This is a genomic window from Zhihengliuella halotolerans (assembly GCF_004217565.1).
Classification (GTDB): domain Bacteria; phylum Actinomycetota; class Actinomycetes; order Actinomycetales; family Micrococcaceae; genus Zhihengliuella; species Zhihengliuella halotolerans.
Genome location: NZ_SHLA01000001.1, coordinates 1,305,176 through 1,324,354, shown reverse-complemented (window position 1 = coordinate 1,324,354; position 19,179 = coordinate 1,305,176). Strand labels below are relative to the sequence as shown.

Annotated in this window: 13 protein-coding genes; 8 read left to right on the top strand and 5 right to left on the bottom strand. The window is 68.8% G+C overall.

All coding sequences use genetic code 11. From position 1 onward, the window contains the following. Positions 1–15: 15 nt before the first annotated feature. The 4 genes from EV380_RS05890 to EV380_RS05875 all read left to right on the top strand — a co-directional run bounded on the left by EV380_RS05890 (position 16) and on the right by EV380_RS05875 (position 5,751). Positions 16–1,896 carry an acetolactate synthase large subunit gene (locus tag EV380_RS05890; RefSeq protein ID WP_130450001.1) on the top strand — a complete coding sequence of 627 codons (1,881 nt, stop codon included), beginning with the start codon at positions 16–18 and terminating at the stop codon, positions 1,894–1,896. 2 nt (positions 1,897–1,898) lie between these two features. After that, positions 1,899–2,417, top strand: coding sequence for an acetolactate synthase small subunit (gene ilvN, locus EV380_RS05885; RefSeq protein WP_102160790.1), 519 nt, complete (start codon positions 1,899–1,901; stop codon positions 2,415–2,417). Between the two features lie 34 nt (positions 2,418–2,451). Beyond that, a complete protein-coding gene (ilvC, locus tag EV380_RS05880; RefSeq protein WP_130449999.1) occupies positions 2,452–3,477 on the top strand; it encodes a ketol-acid reductoisomerase in 1,026 nt (341 codons plus the stop codon). 75 nt (positions 3,478–3,552) lie between these two features. Next, on the top strand, positions 3,553–5,751 hold the full coding sequence (locus EV380_RS05875) for a cell wall-binding repeat-containing protein (protein ID WP_130449997.1): 2,199 nt from the start codon (positions 3,553–3,555) through the stop codon (positions 5,749–5,751). A 3-nt stretch (positions 5,752–5,754) separates the two neighbouring features. Here EV380_RS05875 and EV380_RS05870 read toward each other — a convergent pair whose 3' ends face one another. Next, positions 5,755–7,800 carry a cell wall-binding repeat-containing protein gene (locus tag EV380_RS05870; RefSeq protein ID WP_165391893.1) on the bottom strand — a complete coding sequence of 682 codons (2,046 nt, stop codon included), beginning with the start codon at positions 7,798–7,800 and terminating at the stop codon, positions 5,755–5,757. Positions 7,801–8,112: 312 nt separating this feature from the next. Here EV380_RS05870 and serA point away from each other — a divergent pair, with 312 nt between their 5' ends. From serA to metG, 3 genes are all read left to right on the top strand, one after another. Next, the gene (serA, locus tag EV380_RS05865) at positions 8,113–9,705 is read left to right on the top strand and encodes a phosphoglycerate dehydrogenase (protein WP_130449993.1); all 1,593 of its coding nucleotides are present in this window, start codon (positions 8,113–8,115) and stop codon (positions 9,703–9,705) included. 207 nt (positions 9,706–9,912) lie between these two features. Continuing rightward, complete coding sequence (locus tag EV380_RS05860) at positions 9,913–10,938, top strand: cell wall-binding repeat-containing protein (protein WP_130449991.1); 1,026 nt, start codon at positions 9,913–9,915, stop codon at positions 10,936–10,938. 66 nt (positions 10,939–11,004) lie between these two features. Further along, on the top strand, positions 11,005–12,564 hold the full coding sequence (gene metG, locus EV380_RS05855; RefSeq protein ID WP_130449989.1) for a methionine--tRNA ligase: 1,560 nt from the start codon (positions 11,005–11,007) through the stop codon (positions 12,562–12,564). Between the two features lie 122 nt (positions 12,565–12,686). On the opposite strand, the gene EV380_RS05850 is transcribed toward metG, so the two are convergent. Then, positions 12,687–15,167 (bottom strand): ABC transporter permease, encoded by a 2,481-nt coding sequence (locus EV380_RS05850; RefSeq protein ID WP_130449987.1) that lies wholly within the window; start codon positions 15,165–15,167, stop codon positions 12,687–12,689. Position 15,168: 1 nt separating this feature from the next. Continuing rightward, positions 15,169–15,948, bottom strand: coding sequence for an ABC transporter ATP-binding protein (locus tag EV380_RS05845; RefSeq protein WP_130449985.1), 780 nt, complete (start codon positions 15,946–15,948; stop codon positions 15,169–15,171). Between the two features lie 97 nt (positions 15,949–16,045). Here EV380_RS05845 and EV380_RS05840 point away from each other — a divergent pair, with 97 nt between their 5' ends. Continuing rightward, positions 16,046–17,239, top strand: a complete 1,194-nt coding sequence (locus EV380_RS05840; protein WP_130449983.1) for an LCP family protein — start codon at positions 16,046–16,048, stop codon at positions 17,237–17,239. A gap of 10 nt (positions 17,240–17,249) precedes the next feature. Here the strand turns inward: EV380_RS05840 and EV380_RS05835 are convergent, their stop codons facing one another. Both EV380_RS05835 and EV380_RS05830 read right to left on the bottom strand, forming a co-directional pair. Further along, the gene (locus EV380_RS05835) at positions 17,250–17,969 is read right to left on the bottom strand and encodes a response regulator (protein WP_102158959.1); all 720 of its coding nucleotides are present in this window, start codon (positions 17,967–17,969) and stop codon (positions 17,250–17,252) included. Beyond that, positions 17,966–19,165, bottom strand: coding sequence for a sensor histidine kinase (locus EV380_RS05830; protein WP_165391892.1), 1,200 nt, complete (start codon positions 19,163–19,165; stop codon positions 17,966–17,968). Before EV380_RS05830 ends, EV380_RS05835 begins: the two co-directional genes overlap by 4 nt. Positions 19,166–19,179 lie beyond the last annotated feature (14 nt).

Sequence of the window (19,179 nt, the reverse complement as noted above, 5' to 3'; positions counted from 1 at the left end):
GAGAAGGAAGAATCCATGACTAACGGAACCGACATCAGCCCAGCGCTGGTGGCCAAGGCTGCAAGTCGCGCCAAGGATGCTGCTCCTGTCTCTTCCGCGGTGGAGGGCAACGGACCCGTGCAGGGTCCGAACAACAAAGTAGCCCCCACGGAGATGACTGGCTCACAAGCCATCGTCCGCTCACTGGAAGAACTGGGCGTCAAAGACGTCTTCGGGTTGCCGGGCGGGGCCATCCTCCCCACCTACGACCCACTGATGGATTCGAGCGTGCTCAACCACGTACTCGTCCGTCATGAGCAGGGCGCCGGCCACGCCGCCCAGGGCTACGCCATGGTGACCGGGGAGGTGGGCGTCTGCATCGCGACGTCCGGACCCGGCGCCACCAACCTCGTCACCGCCATCGCCGACGCCCACATGGACTCGGTGCCGATGGTCGCGATCACCGGTCAGGTCAACAGTGCCGTGATCGGTTCGGACGCGTTCCAGGAGGCGGACATCGTCGGCATCACCATGCCGATCACCAAGCACTCCTTCCTGGTCGCCAACCCGGATGACATCCCGCGCGTGCTGGCCGAGGCGTTCTACCTCGCCGGCTCGGGCCGTCCCGGGCCCGTGCTCGTGGACATCACCAAGGACGCGCAGCAGGGGGCGACGACGTTCTCGTGGCCGCCGCGCATCGACCTGCCCGGCTACCGGATCGTGACTCGCGGCCACGCGAAGCAGCTGCGCGAGGCCGCCAAGCTCATCGCGGCAGCCAAGCGCCCGGTGTTCTACGTGGGCGGCGGCGTCATCAAGGCGCACGCCTCGCACGAACTCATCGAACTGGCCGAGTACGTCGGCGCGCCCGTCGCGACGACGCTCATGGCGCGGGGCGCCTTCCCGGACTCGCACGAACAGCACGTGGGCATGCCGGGCATGCACGGTTCCGTCTCGGCGGTGACCGCCCTGCAGCAGTCCGACCTGCTGATCACGCTCGGCGCGCGCTTCGACGACCGCGTCACCGGCGTGCTCTCGACGTTCGCCCCGAACGCCAAGGTCATCCACGCGGACATCGACCCGGCGGAGATCTCCAAGAACCGAGCGGCCGACGTGCCGATCGTGGGCGATCTCAAGGAGATCATCCCCGAGCTGCTCGAGACCTACCGGGCCCAGCTCGGCGAGTCCGGGAAGCCGGACATGACCTCGTGGTGGGCGACCCTGAACCGGCTGCGCGACACCTATCCGATGGGCTTCACTGAGCCGCACGACGGCCTCGCTGCACCCCAGCAGGTCATCCAGCGCATCGGCGAGATGACCGGGCCGGAGGGCGTGTACGTCGCCGGCGTCGGTCAGCACCAGATGTGGGCGGCGCAGTTCGTCAAATACGAGCGGCCGCACCAGTGGCTGAACTCCGGCGGGCTCGGCACGATGGGCTACTCCGTTCCGGCGGCCATGGGCGCCAAGGTCGGCAATCCCGACCGGGTGGTCTGGGCCATCGACGGCGACGGCTGTTTCCAGATGACCAACCAGGAGCTGGCCACCTGCGTGATCAACAAGATCCCGATCAAGGTCGCCATCATCAACAACTCCTCCCTCGGCATGGTCCGGCAGTGGCAGACCCTCTTCTACGAGGGCCGCTACTCCAACACCGATCTGAACACGGGCCACGGCACCGTTCGGGTGCCGGACTTCGTGAAGCTCGCCGAGGCGTACGGCGCCGTCGGGCTGCGCTGCGAGAGCGCGGAGGACATCGACGCGACGATCCAGCAGGCACTTGAGATCAACGACCGCCCCGTCGTCGTCGACTTCGTCGTCAGCCGGGACTCCATGGTCTGGCCGATGGTGCCGGCCGGCGTCAGCAACGACGCGATCCAGATCGCGCGCAACATGACTCCCGACTGGGAGCAGGAGGACTAGACATGGCACGCCACACGCTTTCCGTGCTGGTCGAGGACGTCCCGGGCGTCCTGACCCGCGTGGCCGGGCTCTTCGCCCGCCGCTCTTTCAACATCGACTCGCTCGCGGTGGGACCCACCGAGCACAAGGGCATCTCCCGTGTGACCGTCGTCGTCGATGCCGAAGGCGACCTGCTCGAGCAGGTCACCAAGCAGCTGAACAAGCTGATCAATGTTCTCAAGATCGTCGAACTGACCCCTGAATCCTCCGTGCAGCGAGACCACATCCTGGTCAAGGTCCGCGCGGACGCCGTGACCCGGCTGCAGGTGACCCAGGCGGCCGACCTCTTCCGCGCCTCGGTGGTGGACGTGTCCACCGACTCCCTCGTCATCGAGGCCACCGGCACCGTCGAGAAGCTGCAGGCGCTGCTCAGCGTCCTGGAGCCCTTCGGCGTCAAGGAGATCGTGCAATCCGGCACGCTCGCCATTGGCCGCGGCGCCAAATCCATGTCGGACCGCGCCTTGCGCTCCGTCTCCGCATAAAACTTTCCAGATCAGTCCTACCCAAGGAGTAAAAGTGACCGAAGTGTATTACGACGACGATGCCGACCTGTCGATCATCCAGGGCAAGAAGGTGGCCGTCATCGGCTACGGCTCGCAGGGCCACGCCCACTCGCTGAACCTGCGCGACTCCGGCGTCGACGTCCGCGTCGGCCTCAAGGAGGGCTCGAAGTCCCGCGCCAAGGCCGAAGAGGAGGGCCTGACCGTCGGTACCGCCGCCGAGGTCTCGGCCTGGGCCGACGTCGTCGTGATCCTGGCCCCCGACCAGAGCCAGCGCGACCTCTACAAGAACGACGTCGAGTCGAACCTCGTCGAGGGCAACACCCTCGTCTTCGGCCACGGCTTCAACGTCCGCTTCGGCTACATCGAGGCCCCGGCCGGCGTCGACGTCATCCTCGTCGCCCCGAAGGCCCCGGGCCACACCGTGCGCCGCGAGTTCGTTGCCGGCCGCGGCATCCCGGACATCATCGCCGTGGAGCAGGACGCCTCCGGCTCCGCCTGGGACCTGGCGAAGTCCTACGCCAAGGGCATCGGCGGCACCCGCGCCGGCGTCATCAAGACCACGTTCACCGAGGAGACCGAGACGGATCTCTTCGGCGAGCAGGCCGTGCTCTGCGGCGGCGTCTCCCACCTGGTCCAGGCCGGTTTCGAGACCCTGACCGAGGCCGGCTACCAGCCGGAGATCGCCTACTTCGAGGTGCTGCACGAGCTCAAGCTCATCGTGGACCTGATGTGGGAGGGCGGCATCGCCAAGCAGCGCTGGTCCGTCTCCGACACCGCCGAGTACGGCGACTACGTCTCCGGCCCGCGCGTCGTGACGCCGGAGGTCAAGGATTCGATGAAGGCGATCCTCGCCGACATCCAGTCCGGAGCCTTCGCCAAGCGCTTCATCGACGACCAGGACAACGGCGCGAAGGAGTTCAAGGAGCTGCGCGAAAAGGAAGCCGGTCACCCGATCGAGGCCACCGGCAAGGCCCTGCGTTCGCACTTCTCGTGGAGCCAGCAGGACGATGACTACACCGAGGGCAGCGCCGCTCGCTAAAGCTTCGTCTGAACAGCCCGGTTTCGTTATGAAACCGGGCTGTTTTGCGTCTCCGGCCGGCTCTAGAATTGACGTATGAACCGCCGTGCGGAGTTGGGGAATCGACGTTCGAGGCGGTCCGCCCGAACAGTCGGACCGCTGATCGCCGGCGTCTCGGCGCTGGCCCTGGCGTTGGCCGCGGTGATCGCCCCGGCCGGCGAAGCTCAAGCCGCCTACTCGACTCCCTCCGAATTCGTCCTGAAGGGGGCGGGCTGGGGACACGGCGTCGGCATGAGCCAGTACGGGGCCAGGGGCCAGGGCTTGGACGGCCGAACGGCCAAACAGATCCTCGAGCACTATTACGCGCCCGCAACGGTCGTGAACACCGACCGCTACGCGTCCAACAGCTTGCGCGTGCAGCTGCACCACGTGCGTTCGACGACGGTCACGCCCAACAACGGTCGGCTGCGCGTCTCGGTCGACGGGGGAGCCAAGCGGGAGACGAGCAACGCGATCCGGCTCGAGTACACAGGGGGCGACGTCGTCGTCAGCGGCGGCGTGAGCCTGCGCGGCAAAGACGTCAACATCCAGTGGCAGAACACCAGGTATTGGACCAGCGGCACGGCAAACACGACCGTGTCCGTCTCCGGAGCCGACGCCGGTGGCACCGGCATCTACCGGCACGGGCGGCTGCGCGTGACGCCGCTGGAGAGCAAGGCGAACGTCGTCAACGTGCTGCGCGTGAACGACGAGTACCTGTACGGGCTTGCCGAGATGCCGTCGCTGTGGCCGGCGGCGACGCTGCAGTCGCAGGTGATCGCCGGGCGGACCTACGCCATGCGCAACATGGCTTCGATCAAGCCGGAGTGCGCCTGCCATGTCTACGACGAGGTGAAGTCGCAGAAGTTCTCCGGATGGAAGAAGGAGAGCGAAGGGCCCGGCGGGGAGTACGGGGCGAAGTGGAAGGCCGCCGTCGACGCGACCCACACGCGCTCGGGCGGAGTGCCCGTATCGGCCCGCGTTATCCATTACGGCGGCGGGCTCATCGACGCCCTCTACTTCTCATCGTCCGGAGGGATGACTAGAGACGCGTCGTCGGTCTGGGCCAATTCGGTGCCCTACTTGAAGTCGCGCTCGGACCCGTGGTCGCAACGCTCCTACGTTGGGAACCCGAACAGCTCGTGGACCGAGAGGGTTTCGCAATCGGCGATGTCGAAGGCCTTCGGGCTGAAGAACGTGAAAACGGTCGCTCTGTCCTGGGGAGCCGACAAGGCCGTCTCGACGGCGACGGCGACCTCGGTCGACGGCGTCAAGCGCTCGATGAGCGGAACGCAGCTGCGCAGCGCGCTCGGCATCAAGAGCGCGTGGGTCTTCGAAGCGACGGCCGTGGCCAAGTGGTACGGCGTTGACCGGCTCTCCGGCGACGACCGGTACCGGACCGCCGTCGAAGCCTCGAAGCATTCCTTCCCCTCTGGCGCGGACACGGTGTACGTCGCCACGGGATCCGCTTACGCGGACGCGCTTGTCGCGGCACCGGCGGCAACGCGCGACGGCGGCCCGCTGCTGTTGACGAAGAAGACCTACGTGCCCGGAGTGGTCCGAAGCGAGATCGACCGGCTCGGACCGCGGCGGATCGTCGTGGTGGGCGGCGTGGACGCGGTTTCGACCAAGGTTGAGCAGGATCTGCGCGCTCTGGCCCCGACCACCCGGCGCGGAGGTGCCGACCGCTACGAAACTGCCGTCGCGATCTCCGAAGCGGCTTTCGGATCCGCGAATCGCGCGTACGTCGCGACGGGCCGCGACTTCCCGGATGCGCTCTCCGCCTCATCGGTCGCCGCGGCCCAGGGGAGGCCGGTGTTCCTCGTCGACGGGACGGCGTCGAAGGTGCGCGTGTCGACGCTGCAGGCGCTCGACCGCATGGGGGTCGACCACACCATTGTGGCCGGAGGCCCGGTGGTCGTCTCCTCGGGGATCATGTCCTCGCTCGCGCCCTATGACCCGGTACGTCGGTACGGTGCAGACCGCTACGCGACGAACCGCAGCCTCAACCGCGACGGCACCCCGGGTTACGACACGGGCCGGTGGATCTACCTGGCGACCGGTGGGGCCTTCCCTGACGCTCTCGCCGGAGCAGCCGTCGCCGGTACGCGAGGATCGGCGCTGTACCTGAGCAAGACCGGGTGCATCCCGCAGGCGACGCTGACCAAGATGGACTCGCAGAGCGCCAACCGCGTGTTCCTGCTCGGCGGAACCGCGGCGCTCACGGGCGACGTCGCGCGGCTCAAGGCCTGCTGAGCATCAGAGGCAGGGCTCGAGTCGTGCGACGGCCGAGGAGATCACGGCTGAGCCGCCGACGAGGGTCGCGCTGCGGACCGACGACTCGAAGATGTCCGAACGCATCTGCAACGGCACGCAACGCGGCCGGGCGAGGTAGAGCGGGGAGCCTTTGGCCGCCGCGAGGGCGGCTCCCGAGAGGGCGTCAGGAAAGTCGCCTCCGGTTGCGAAGAACACCTGCGTCGACTTCGGCAGCAGGTACTTGTTCAGCAGGCGGCTCGTCGCGTAGCGGTCCGCCCCGGCGACGCGCCACGGAGCGTAGGCCGCGAGCGAGCTCTCGACTCCGGGGGAGATGACGGCCGTGCCGCCGGCGAGCACGACCTTGGACACACCCAGATCCTCGAGGGCGGCGTCGGTGGCAGGGCTGATCGCCGAGCGGCTGCCCCGGGCCAGGAGCACGGGGGCGTCGTGGTACGCGGCGACGGCCGAGGCCGAGAGCGCGTCCGGGTAGTTCTCGCCCGTGGCGATGTAGGCGCGGGCTGTCGAGGAGAAAGCTCCCCGGGCGACGTTCCGGGCGGTGTTGTAGCGGGTCTCCCCGCCGCGACGGACCACGGACGGCACGACCTTCCCGATCTGGTCCGCGGCGGACGCGGAAACCGCGGCTGTGCCGCCGACGATGACGGCGCGGCGCGGGCTCAGCCGCTTGATCTCCTGCAGCACGTTCCCGGGCACGTATCCGGGCTTGGTCAACAACAGGGCGGCGTCCGCGTGGGCCGCCGCCGGGGCCGCGACGAGCGCGTCGGCGAAGTCGCCGCCCGTGGCGATGTACACGGTGTCGGCACCGTATGGGTGGGAGCGCTGGGAGGCGGCGATCGCCGTCGTGTAGCGCGTGTCCCCGGCGACACGCGAGGCACCGATCGTGTGGCCGGCGACCTCGTACCGCATGTGTTCACGGGCGCCGTGACGGATGTCGCCGAGTCTGCTGTACAGGTTGTGCCCGGGGCACTCCGTGTATCCGACATCGCGGTGCCCCAAGACGCGCGGAAGCGTGACCTTTTCGCCCGCGTCGAAGCGGCCGCCTCCGCCGGCGGTCAGCGTGACGAAGTCCGTGGGGTCGTAGCCCCAGTAGGCGGCCTGCCAGCCGGCGAGTTTGGAGAGGGAGGAGAGCGCGTCCGCCTGCGGAGCGGCCTGCGAGTAGTTTCCCATGAGGGAGATGCCGAAGGTGTCGCCGTTCCAGCCGGCGGCGTGCGTGGCGATGCGCGCAGGTGCGACGCCGCCGCCGCGGCCCTCGTAGATGTTGCCGAAGCGGTCCACGAGCATGTGGTAGCCGATGTCGCACCAGGTCGGGTCCAGCCCCATGTGGAACTGCTGGATACTGCGCAGCAAGGATGGCACCTGGGCAGCCGCATACGAGTTGGCGCCCGCGGTGTGGTGGATGATCGTGGCGTGCTTGCGCTTCGCGTTGCCGAGGTCGCACACGGGCGGGGCCGCTCCCCAGGACTCGCGGGGGATCACCTCGTTCAGCACGCTGTCGGCGGTGCTCGAGTACATCTCCGCTGGTCCGTCCTGCGTGATCGCCCGGTCGACGTCCGTCACGGGGGACGAGAGGGCCTCGACGTCGAGGGCGTCGGAGCCGACGCCATCGGCCGTAGGCCGGATCTCGATCCGTGCGGCGTCGACGACGGCGACCGGCTCCGCGGTGAAGGTCTCGCCGTCGCCGGAAACATGAGGATCGTCCGGCAGGGGCTCCCATCCGGACCAGGCGCCGCCGGAGAGCGACCGGTACTCTGCGTGCGGGTCGTCTCCGGACCAGGAGACGGAGATGACGACGGGCTCTTCCGGGACAGCCGCAAGCGACACCACGTCCTGTGATGTCTGCCCCGTGAGTCTTGTCAGCGTCGCTTCGGGGTTGTCCGGCCCCTCGGGGATCTGTGGCACCTGCGCAGATGCACTCTCGGGTGGCGATTCCGCCTCCGCGTCCGGTAGCGCGTGCGCGGCGCCAGCAGTGGTCGAGAGGATCAGGGCCAGGGCGGTGGCCCCGGCGACGAGCGGGCGAGTGGGCAGTGGCATGGCTTCGGGGCTTCCCGTGGAGGGCTGGGCGGCGGGCGCGCGAGGTACTTCCTCTGGTTCAGAGGGTGGCACCGGTGCCAGCATAGGCCACCGATCAAAAGGGGACTAGAGTATCGCTGGCTGATAGGTCGGTGGTGGACCTCACAGGCGGCCGTAGATGTCGGCCGTTTGACGGGCTTTGCAGCTCGGCGGAGGTCTCCCGGTGTAATAGTGCGGGGCAGGTTCGGCTCAGTTGTTGCCGCCCGGATAACCTTGGTGCGGACGCGCTCTGCCGTCCTGTCTGCATCCAACCAAAGCGAAGGTGCCACCGAAGTGTCAGAAACCAAGCCCGTCGTCTTGCTCGCCGAAGAGCTCTCGCCCGCGACCGTCGATGCCCTCGGCCCGGATTTCGAGATCCGCACGGCCAACGGCGCAGACCGTGCAGAGCTCCTTCCCGCGATCGCTGACGTCGACGCAATCCTGGTTCGCTCCGCTACGAAGGTCGACGCGGAGGCCATTGCCGCCGCCAAGAACCTCAAGGTCATCGCCCGCGCCGGCGTCGGCCTCGACAACGTCGACATCAAGGCCGCAACGCAGGCCGGAGTGATGGTCGTGAACGCGCCGACGTCAAACGTCATCTCCGCCGCGGAGCTGACGGTCGGCCACATCGTCTCCCTGGCCCGCCGCATCCCGGCCGCCAGTGCCTCGCTCAAGGCCGGCGAGTGGAGGCGCTCGAAGTACGCAGGTGTCGAGCTGTACGAGAAGACAGCCGGCATCATCGGTCTCGGCCGCATCGGCGCGCTCGTCGCGGCTCGGTTGCAGGGCTTCGGCATGAACATCGTCGCTTTCGACCCCTACGTCACGGCCGCCCGCGCCCAGCAGCTGGGCGTGCAGCTGGTCGAACTCGACGAGCTGCTGGCCTCCAGCGACTTCATCACGATCCACATGCCGAAGACGCCGGAGACGGTCGGCATGCTCGGCGCCGAGGCCTTCGCCAAGATGAAGGAGACCGCCTACGTCGTCAACGTCGCCCGCGGCGGCCTCGTCGAGGAGTCCGACCTCTACACCGCGCTGAAGGACGGGCAGATCGCCGGCGCAGGCATCGACGTCTTCTCGACCGAGCCGAGCACCGACCTGCCGTTCTTCGAGCTCGAGAACGTCGTCGTCACCCCGCACCTCGGCGCCTCGACCGAAGAGGCCCAGGAGAAGGCCGGCGTCTCCGTGGCCAAGTCCGTGCGCCTGGCCCTCGGCGGCGAACTTGTACCGGACGCGGTCAACGTCGCCGGCGGCGTGATCGACGAGAAGGTCCGCCCGGGTATCCCGCTGATCGAGAACCTCGGCCGCATCTTCACCGCGCTGACCACCGACTCGCTCGTCAGTCTTGACATCGAGGTCGCCGGCGAGATCGCCGCCTTGGATGTTAAGGCCCTCGAGCTGGCCGCGCTCAAGGGCATCTTCACCGACGTCGTCTCCGAACAGGTCTCCTACGTGAACGCGCCGGTCCTCGCCGAGCAGCGCGGCGTCGCCTCCCGCCTGATCACCACTGCCGACTCCCCGGAGTACCGCAACCAGCTCAACCTGCGCGGCTCCACGAGCGACGGAACGCAGCTCTCGGTCTCCGGCACGCTGACGGGTCCGAAGCAGGTCGAGAAGCTCGTCGGCATCGACGGCTACGAGATCGAGATCCCGATCGCCGAGCACCTCGTCGTGCTGCGCTACCAGGACCGCCCGGGCGTCGTCGGCGCCTTGGGTGCCATCCTGGGCGAGCGCGACGTGAACATCGTCGGCATGCAGGTCGCCCCGAGCGACAGCGACGCCGAGGCACTGGCCGTGCTCACGGTCGACAACGCGCTCTCCGAAGGCGTCCTTGACGCCATCCGCGACGCCGTCGGCGCGACGTTCGCGCGCGAGGTCAACCTGACCTGAAGCGTCGTGCGATAGAGCAGCTCATCGAGCGCCCAGCCGGCACGTGCGGCTGGGCGCTCGGTCGTTTCGCAGGCTGGGGGCGCCGGCTGATCGGCGGGGCGCGCGAACTTTGTACCGAGGGTTGTCTCTGGGGTGCTATCTTTTCCCTATCATCCGATTTCGCCGCGTCGTTTCGAGAGAACCGCGGCTCTTCTCCTGGGGGAAATCATGGGTCTGTCCCGTCGTCTGTCTGCGGCCGTTGCGGCCGCTTCGCTCGTTGCTGTCGCTCCTGCGCTGCCCGCCGCTGCAAGTACTCCGGTGGGCGCGAGCGCACAGGCCTCCGGGCACGACCTCGTGGTCGACCGGGTCGCCGGGGCTGATCGAATGGCCACCGCAGTGGAGATCTCGAAGACCTATTTCCCCGACGGGGCCGACGTCGTCTACCTGGCGACCTCCAAAGAGTTCGCCGACGCGCTCGTGGCCGGACCGGCCGCGGCGGTCGAAGGCGGCCCGGTCCTCCTCACGCGTGCCGGAGAGCTCGACGCCCGGGTCGCTGCCGAGATCACCCGGCTCGATCCGGACAAGGTGGTTCTGGTGGGACGCGAGGGCGCCCTCAGCAATACCGTCGAGCAGCAGGTCGGCGCCGCGACCACCGGGAAGGTGGAGCGCATCGGCGGCGAGAACCGCTATGAAACGGCCCGCCAGCTGGTACTTTCCGTCTTTGGCGAAGCGCCGGTGGCGTTCGTGGCTACGGGTCGCAACTTCCCGGACGCCCTGTCCGCCGCGGGCGCCGCGGGATACGAAGGCGCCCCCGTCGTCCTCGTCCCGGGAGAGAAGCGCAAGCCGGACAGCCGCACCCGCGCCCTGCTCGATCAGCTCGGGACCGAGGAGACGGTCGTGGTGGGCGGCCCCGCAGCCGTCTCGGACGGTTTCATCTACGGGCTGCTCGACGACGGCTACGACGTCTACCAGTACGACGGAGACGACCGCTACGAGACCAACGAGTTCGCGACCTACGAGATCGCCCTGGAGGCGGAGACCGCGTTCATCGCGACCGGTCGAGATTTCCCGGACGCTCTGGCCGGTGCGGCCGTGGCGGCGGCGCAGGGCGCTCCCGTGTTCCTCTCCAAGCCGACCTGTATCCCGCGCGGTATCGCGGAGAATATCGACGAGGCGGAGTACCTCGAGCGGATCACCCTGTTGGGCGGCGCGAAGGTCCTCGGCCCGGGTGTGGAGTCGCTGACCACCTGCTGATCTTGCGGGGAGTCACGGGCGCCGCCGACACCGGTTCGCGGCCCCGAATACGGTAGATTTCTGTAGGTGACTTCTACCGAGCAGACCCCCTTCTACATCACCACCGCGATCTCGTACCCGAACGGCGTGCCGCACATCGGGCACGCCTACGAGGTCATCGCCACGGACGCGATGGCGCGTTTCAAGCGCCTCGACGGGTACGACGTGTTCTTCATGACCGGCACGGACGAGCACGGCCAGAAGATGCTGCAGACCGCCGAGAAACAGGGCGTGTCGCCGCGGGAGCTCGCGCAGCGCAACTCGGACTCCTTCCAGCAGATGAACGACGAGCTCGGGATCAGCTACGACCGCTTCATCCGCACCACGGACCCGGACCACACCGACGCCGCTCAGGAGATCTGGCGCCGGATGGAGGCGAACGGCGACATCTACCTGGACAAGTACGCCGGCTGGTACTCCGTGCGCGACGAGGCGTACTACCAGGAAGATGACACCGAGCTGCGCGAGGATGGCGTCCGGTACTCCAAGGAGACCGATACGCCGGTGACGTGGACGGAGGAGGAGTCCTACTTCTTCCGGCTGTCCGCTTTTCAGGACAAGCTCCTCGAGCACTACCGCAATGCTCCGGACTTCGGCGCGCCGCGCTCGCGCTTCAACGAGGTCATCCGCTTCGTCGAGCGCGGCCTCGAGGACTTGTCGATCTCCCGCACCACCTTCGACTGGGGTGTCCCGGTCCCGGGCAACGACAAGCACGTCATGTACGTGTGGGTCGATGCCCTGACCAACTACCTGACGGGCGTCGGCTTCCCGGATGTGCAGTCCGCGAGCTTCAAGAAGTACTGGCCGGCGGACGTGCACGTGATCGGCAAGGACATCTCCCGATTCCACGCGATTTACTGGCCGGCGTTCCTCATGTCCGCCGGGCTGGAGCTGCCGGGACGCGTCATGATCCACGGTTTCCTGCACAACAACGGCGTGAAGATGTCCAAGTCGCTGGGCAACGTGATCGCGCCGGCGGAGTTCGTCGACCAGTACGGTCTCGATGCGATCCGCTACTTCTTCCTGCGGGAGGTGCCGTTCGGTGCCGACGGCTCTTACAGCCACGACGCGATCGTCGGCCGCATGAACGCCGACCTATCCAATAATCTGGGCAACCTGGCGCAGCGATCGCTGTCGATGGTCAAGAAGAACTGCGGTTCGCGCGTCCCCCCGCCCGGCGAGTTCACCGCCGAGGACCGGGCGATCCTCGACGCCGCTGCAGCCCTGCTGTCGACCGTGCGCGACCACTACGAGCGCCAGGAGTTCAGCCGCGCGCTCGAGGCGATCTGGACCGTGCTCGGGGACGCCAACGCGTACTTCGCCGATCAGGCGCCGTGGGTCCTGCGCAAGACGGACGAGCCGCGCATGCGCACGGTGCTCTACGTGACGCTCGAGGTTGTGCGTCGGGTGGCGCTCCTGGTCCAGCCGGTCATGCCGGATGCCGCGAGCCGCCTGCTCGATGCCCTCGGCCAGGCCGACGGCGCGGCCCGCGTCTTCACCGCGTTCGACGAGGCACTCGAAGCCGACGCAGAGCTTCCCGCACCGGAGCCGATCTTCCCGCGCTACGAGGTGCCGGCGGAGGTGTAGAGGCCCCAGCACGACGACGGCGCAGCTCGCGTTTGTCACAACGGCGGCCCGTCCCGGGCTGCTCCAGGATCCGCAAGGATCGTGGGGCAACCGGGGCGGGCCGCCGTCGTATGAGCCGGTCCCTACTCGCTGGCCAGGCCCTCCACGGGGGAGAGACGGGCCGCTCGGCGGCCCGGGACCACCGAGGCGAGCCACGCGGCGAGCACCGCGATGGCCAGGACCGCGACCAGTTGCAGCCACGGGATCGAGACGACCGTCGCGGCCATCGTGCCGAGGGCCGACTGGACGCCGAGCACGCCGTAGACCGACCCCAGCACGATGCCCAGGACGGCGGCCGTGACGCCGACGAGGACGGACTCCAGCGAGAGCATCGACCGGAGTTGGCGGGCGCGCAGGCCGAGGGCCCGCAGCAGCGAGTTCTCGCGGGTGCGCTCGAGCACGGACAGGCTCAGCGTATTGGCGACGCCGATAACAGCGATGAGGACGGCGACCGCAAGGAGCCCAATCACGACCATGAGCAGGCCGTCGATGATCTGCGTGAAGAGGCCCTTCTCCATCAGGCCTCCGCTGACCGAGTACTCCTCGACGCCAAGCGCCGCCGCGATGTCTGCGCGCATCTCGAGCGCCGCGGCCGGATCGACGCCGGGTTCGGCCTTGATCCACAGGGCCGCCGGATAGTCGGGGGCCTTGCCGCCGAGCGTCGCTGCCGTCTCCGTGGTGACGAAGGGCGGCACCGCGATGCTCTGGCTGATGATAGAGGTCAGCGTCGTCGTGCCGTCTTTGGTCGGAACGACGAGGTCGTCCTTGACGTACTGGGGCACCGTCACCTCACCTGTGCCCGGGACGAGAGACGGGTCGTTCAGGATGGAGGCCAGCTCGTCCGCGCCGGCGGAGAAGACCGTCATGCCGGACTCTTCGCTTGCGGCGGGCGTCGCGAGGACTACGGACTCGACGCCGTCGAGGGTCGCGACGGTGGCGACCGAATCCGCGTCCAGTTCGACGCCGGCCATGCTTCCGTCGACGGTAGCGTCGACGAGGAACTCCCCGGCGAGGCGGGAGTCGAACGTCGCCTTCGCAGTCTGCGCACCGGTCATCATCATCGTCACGAGAGTGACGCCGATCAGCAGCGCGGTAGCCGTCGCAGCGGTGCGTGAGGGATTGCGCACCGCGTTGAGGGAGGCCAGACGGGCCGGAACCGTGCGGCCGGTCAGGCGGCCGATGCCCGCGATCGCCGGGAGGACGAACAGGGGTGCGAGCAGGAGCAGGCCGATGAAGGAGACGAGGCCACCGGCGAAGCCGACGACGAGCTGCCCCTGCGCCGCGCCGAGCCCGAGCACGGCGCCGCCAAGGAGGGTCAGGACCGCGCCGAAGACGATGCGCACACGGCCGAGGCGCTGAGTCTCGGTGGTTGCGTCTGAGGGCCGCATGGCCTCGAGCGGTGCGACCCGGGTGGCTTTGCGTGCCGGCCACCAGGCAGCGGCGAGGGTCAGCAGCGTGCCGACGACAGTCGTGATGACGACAGCCTCCACCGGGACGGCCAGGGTTACGAATCCGGCGGCCGGGAACGTCTGCGCGAAGGCGACGAGGCCCGTCATGATCAGCGTTGCCAGTCCGACGCCCAGCAGGGAGGAGACGAAGCCGACGATCGCCGCCTCGACGAGGACCGAGCGGTTCAGCTGGCCCCGCGAGGCGCCGATCGTGCGCAGCAGCGCGAGTTCGCGGATGCGCTGGGCTAGCAGCACGGAGAACGTGTTGACCACGACGAGGCCTGTCACGACCAGGGCGACGAGCACGAAGACCATGAGGATGAGCGTGATGGCCTGGTTGCCGCCGGTCATCTGGTCGACCTCGGCCAGGACCTGCGCCTCGGCGGTCTGCACGGAGATGGGGCCCGCGTCGGAGTCGGCGAGGGCGGCCGAGACATCGGCGGCGACGGCCTCTGGGTCGGCGCCCGGATCCAGCTTGAGGTGGAGCGCGGTGACCTGGGACAGCTGCTCGTTGGTCAGCGTCGCGTCCAGCAGGTGGGGCAGGCCGTAGATCTGCATGTTGGCGGCCGTCATCGGGTTCATGCTCGGTTCGGCCAGGCCGGAGACGGTCACGGTGACCGGCTTGGGGCTTGCCTCGGTGAGCAGCTCGATGGAGTCGCCGACGGCGATGCCCGCGTCGGCGGCGGAGTCTGCGTCGACGAGCACCTGCGTGTTGCCGGAGGGGAGCTCACCCGCGGTGAGCGCGGGTGGGGTCCACGGATCGTCGGGCAGTGCCGTGAGGCCCGCGGAGACTGTCTTCTCCCCGGTCGCGGCGCGGACCGAATCGACGTCGTAGGCCCGGACGGACTGGACCCCCGGGACGCCGGCCGCCTGACGAGAATCGCGGTGGGTGAGGATGCCGGTGGCGTCGTCGCCGGTGAAGTTGCCCCAGTCGACGGCCGCGACGAGGTCGGCGTCCCGGTACGATTCGCCGATGCTGCGCTCGAGCGAGGCGGTCGTGCTGGCGTTGACCATGAGGGTCGCGGCGAGGAACGCGGTGCCGATGAGTACGGCGAGCACGACCGCGATGAGGCGTCTGGCGTAGGTTCGGATGTTCGCGAGTGCGAGGGTCAGCATCTCAGGCACCGGCCCCCGTGGCGAGGGGTGCGGCCCCGGAGATCTCCGCGAGGGCGCGGGTCACCGAGGCGGCGGTGGGGTCATCGAGCGCCCCGACGATGTCGCCATCGCGCATGAGGATCACCTGGTCGGCGTAGCTCGCGGCTACGGGATCGTGCGTGACCATGATGATGGTCTGCCCGAGGTCGCGCGCCGAATCCTGAAGGAGCCGCAGTACTTCTGCGCCGGTCTGGGAGTCGAGGTTGCCTGTCGGCTCGTCGCCGAAGACGACGTCCGGTCGCGTCAGCAGTGCGCGGGCGACAGCCACGCGCTGCTGCTGACCGCCCGAGAGCTGGTGCGGTTTGTGCGCCAGGCGCGGCGCCAGGCCGAGGGAGGCGACGACGCGGTCGAACCAGTCGCGGTCGACGCTCCGGCCGGCAAGCTGCAGCGGTAGCAGCATGTTCTGCTCTGCGGTCAGCGTCGGGACGAGGTTGAAGGACTGGAAGACGAATCCGACTTTGTCGCGGCGCAGGGTCGTCAGGCCCGCGTCGTCGAGGCCGGATATCTCCTGCCCGCCGACGAAGATCTGCCCGCCGGAGGACGAATCGAGTCCCGCGAGGCAGTGCATGAGGGTGGATTTGCCGGAACCGGACGGGCCCATGATGGCCGTGAAGCGCCCGGTCGGGAAGTCGATGTCGATGTTGCGCAGTGCCTCGACCTGGGTCTCGCCGTGTCCGTAGACCTTGCGCAGGCCGCGTGCCGAGACTGCGACGGGGATGTTTGCAGCGGAGTTCTCATTCATACCCCTCACGCTATGAATTTCCTGTGCCCCGCCACATCGACCTCCGGGCGCGAAATAGTCGCCGGCGGCTCATCCCGTGGGATGAGACTATGGCTGCATGGACTCATCCCCGCACCTGCTCCGGCGCCGGCTGATGCCTCTCGCCGGGGGCCTCGCGTCCCTCTCGTTGGTGCTGGCCGGCTGCTCGGCGCCGGCGCCCGCCCCGCAGGAATCCGAGGCCCCGTCCGCGACGGCTTCGCCGACACCGGAGGTGCCCGACGTCGCGACGGGTGACATGCCGCGGGAGCTCGCGGAATTGATCGTCGGCTGGTACCAGGGCGCCGACGTGCCCACCGGCGGACGCCTCGACTCGGCGGTGAGTTCACGGACGACGTCGTCGGGCTCCTTGACGGTCGAGGCGGAGCTCGGGACCTGGAACGGGGAAGAGATCGCGGTTCTGACCTCTGGAGACGACGTGAGTCTGGCCGTCGCCGTCGAGGGGGACGCGGAGGAGCCGCCGGTGTGGACGATCGTCGGCGGGTGGTGGCCCAGCCAGGGCATCGACATGCCCGCCCTCGGCGAGGGCGCCCGGCACATCCTGTTCGTTGGCGCCGACGCGCGCGAGAAGGAAGGAGAGCTGATCACGTCGACGCGGGCCGACGCTCTGCAGGTCGTCGGCGTCGACGGCATGGGCGGCGGCGGCATCGTGGGCATCCCGCGGGACCTGTGGGTTCCGCTGGCCGGCGGCGGCGAGGCGAAGATCAACGCGGCGCTGGTCTTCGGCGGACCCGAGGGGCAGCAGCAGGCGGTGACGAACGCGAGCGAGATCGAACTCGACGGCTACGTCCTGACCGGTTTCCTGGGGTTCCAGAGCATCGTCGAGGACTCCGGTGGGCTTTCGCTGGACGCGCCCGTCCGGGTCAAGGACGTGCCGGCTGGTGACGTGGTGCTGAACCCGGTCGACGCGCTGATGTACGTGCGGGAACGCAAGACCCTGCCGGGCGGGGACTTCGACCGCAGCTTCCACCAGGGCGTGGCACTGCTGGGGTTCGGTGCCCGGGCGCTGCTCGACGGGCCGGGCGCGCTGGCGCGGTCGCTGGCCGTCGTCGACCCGCATGTGCACACGAACGTCTCCGCCGAGGACATGCTGACGTTCGCCGCGTGGCTCTACCGTGCGGACTTGTCGAAAGTCGGGCACGCGGTGCCGCCGGCGCCGTTCGGCACCAGCAGCGACGGCCAGTCCATCCTCGTCAACGACGACGGTGTGCAGGCCGTGTTCGACGACTTCGCCGACGGCCGCCTCGACGATTGATTGTCCGCGGTCAGGGGGCGACAACTCCGGTGCTGTAGGCGATGACGACGGCCTGGACGCGGTCTCGGGCGTTGAGTTTGGACAGGACGCGGCGCACATGCGACTTGACTGTCGCCTCCGAGAGGAACAGCTGCCCTGCGATCTCCGGGTTCGAGGCGCCCTGGGCCATGAGTTCGAAGACCTCCCGCTCGCGCGCCGTCAACGATGCGACGGCGCGGTGGTCGGGGGATTCGGCCTGCAGATCGGCGCGCAGCATCGGGGCCACGTGGTTGAGGAGTCGACGCGTCGTCGAGGGGGCGATGACGGCGTCGCCGCGGTGGACGGTGCGAATGGCCTCGAGCAGTTCCTCGGGCGGCGCGTCTTTGAGGAGGAATCCGCTGGCGCCGGCGTGGATGGCCGCGAGGGCGTACTCGTCCAGGTCGAAGGTCGTGAGCACCACGATGCGGGGGCCCTGTTCGCCCGTCCCGGCTGCTTCGGCATCGGCGGCGCCCGCGGCAGCGTCGAGAATCCGCTGGGTCGCTTCGATGCCGTCGATGTCCGGCATGCGGATGTCCATGAGGATCACGTCGGCGCGCGCCACCACGGGGGAGGCCAGCGCCTCGCGGCCAGTCCCCGCTTCGGCGACGACCTCGAGGTCGGGCTGGGAGTTGATGAGCATCCGGAACCCGCTGCGGACGAGGGTCTGGTCGTCGACGAGCGCGACCCGGATGGGGGCGGTTGGTGCGTTCATGCATCCTCCGAAACTGGAATGAAGAGCGAGACGGCGAAGCCTCCGCGTGGCAGTGGCGCCGCGGTCATCGTGCCGCCGTAGAGACTAACGCGTTCGCGCATGCCCGGCAGGCCGAGGCGCGAGCCTTCGCCGGAACTGTCGGCTTGCGATCCGCGGCCGTTGTCCGTGACGGCGACGTGGATGCCATCGGGCGCCCAGCGCACGTCGACGCGCGCCGCGGCCGCGGGTCCCGCATGTTTGAGGACGTTCGTGAGGGCCTCCTGGACGGCGCGGTAGACGACGAGTTCGGCACCCTGCGGCAGCCGGTTCGTCCGTGTCCCGTGCACGAACAACTCGACTGGTTGACCGGTGGCGGAGACGGTCTCCACGAGTTCGGACAGGTCGGCGACGCTGGGCTGCGGCCGGTACGCGGCATCGCCGTCGTTGCGCAGGACCCCGAGGAGTCGACGCATCTCCCGCAGCGACTCGCGCCCGGTGGCGGCGATCGTCTCGAGGGCCTGCCGCGCCGTATCGGGGGACTGCGCGGCGGCGTAGCGCCCGCCATCGGCCTGGGCGATCATGACGGAGAGGGAGTGGGCGACGACGTCGTGCATGTCCCGGGCGATGCGCGCCCGCTCGTCGGCGGCCGCGGCGGCACGCTCGGCCGCCTGCTCCTTCTCGAGGCGGGCGGTGCGTTCTTCGAGGGCGTGCACGTTGAGTCGGCGGGTCCGGGCGAGGTCGCCCGAGGTCCAGACGACCAGGATGCCGAGCATGATGACGAGTGCGTTGAAGATCATGTAGCCGGCGTCGAAGTACCCGCCGACGGCCCCGAACGAGACCGTCGAGAGGATCGCGCCGAGCAGGGCGAGCGCGAGCCCGGTCGTGGACTCCCAGCGCCGCCCGTATTTCGCAAGCGTGAAGACCACGATGGGTACGGCCACGATGGACGGCAGGTACGTGGGCAGGAGTGCCAGGTGCAGGAGGCAGGCGAGGATGATGAGGCCTGCCGACAGGGTGACCTTGGTGCGACGCCAGGCGAGCGGCAGGAGCTCGAGCGAGGTGATGACGAAGACGAGGAGCGCCTGACTCGGGCTGACGGCGGAACCGATGACGACGGTCAGGCCGCCGCAGAAGAGCCAGAGCGCAACCGCGGTGACGGTGTCGACATGCGCGGGGTGGTCGCGGAGCCATTGATCCGCGCTGCGATGCCATGCCATGGCATCCATCCTAG

What these genes read in the sequence shown, in the direction of transcription:
- EV380_RS05860 (WP_130449991.1), top strand. Translation starts at nt 9,913, where the DNA reads ATGGGTCTGTCCCGTCGTCTGTCTGCGGCCGTTGCGGCCGCTTCGCTC.
- EV380_RS05835 (WP_102158959.1), bottom strand. Translation starts at nt 17,969, where the DNA reads ATGAACGCACCAACCGCCCCCATCCGGGTCGCGCTCGTCGACGACCAG.
- EV380_RS05870 (WP_165391893.1), bottom strand. Translation starts at nt 7,800, where the DNA reads ATGCCACTGCCCACTCGCCCGCTCGTCGCCGGGGCCACCGCCCTGGCC.
- EV380_RS05875 (WP_130449997.1), top strand. Translation starts at nt 3,553, where the DNA reads ATGAACCGCCGTGCGGAGTTGGGGAATCGACGTTCGAGGCGGTCCGCC.
- EV380_RS05830 (WP_165391892.1), bottom strand. Translation starts at nt 19,165, where the DNA reads ATGGCATGGCATCGCAGCGCGGATCAATGGCTCCGCGACCACCCCGCG.
- EV380_RS05850 (WP_130449987.1), bottom strand. Translation starts at nt 15,167, where the DNA reads ATGCTGACCCTCGCACTCGCGAACATCCGAACCTACGCCAGACGCCTC.
- EV380_RS05890 (WP_130450001.1), top strand. Translation starts at nt 16, where the DNA reads ATGACTAACGGAACCGACATCAGCCCAGCGCTGGTGGCCAAGGCTGCA.
- ilvN (WP_102160790.1), top strand. Translation starts at nt 1,899, where the DNA reads ATGGCACGCCACACGCTTTCCGTGCTGGTCGAGGACGTCCCGGGCGTC.
- EV380_RS05840 (WP_130449983.1), top strand. Translation starts at nt 16,046, where the DNA reads ATGGACTCATCCCCGCACCTGCTCCGGCGCCGGCTGATGCCTCTCGCC.
- EV380_RS05845 (WP_130449985.1), bottom strand. Translation starts at nt 15,948, where the DNA reads ATGAATGAGAACTCCGCTGCAAACATCCCCGTCGCAGTCTCGGCACGC.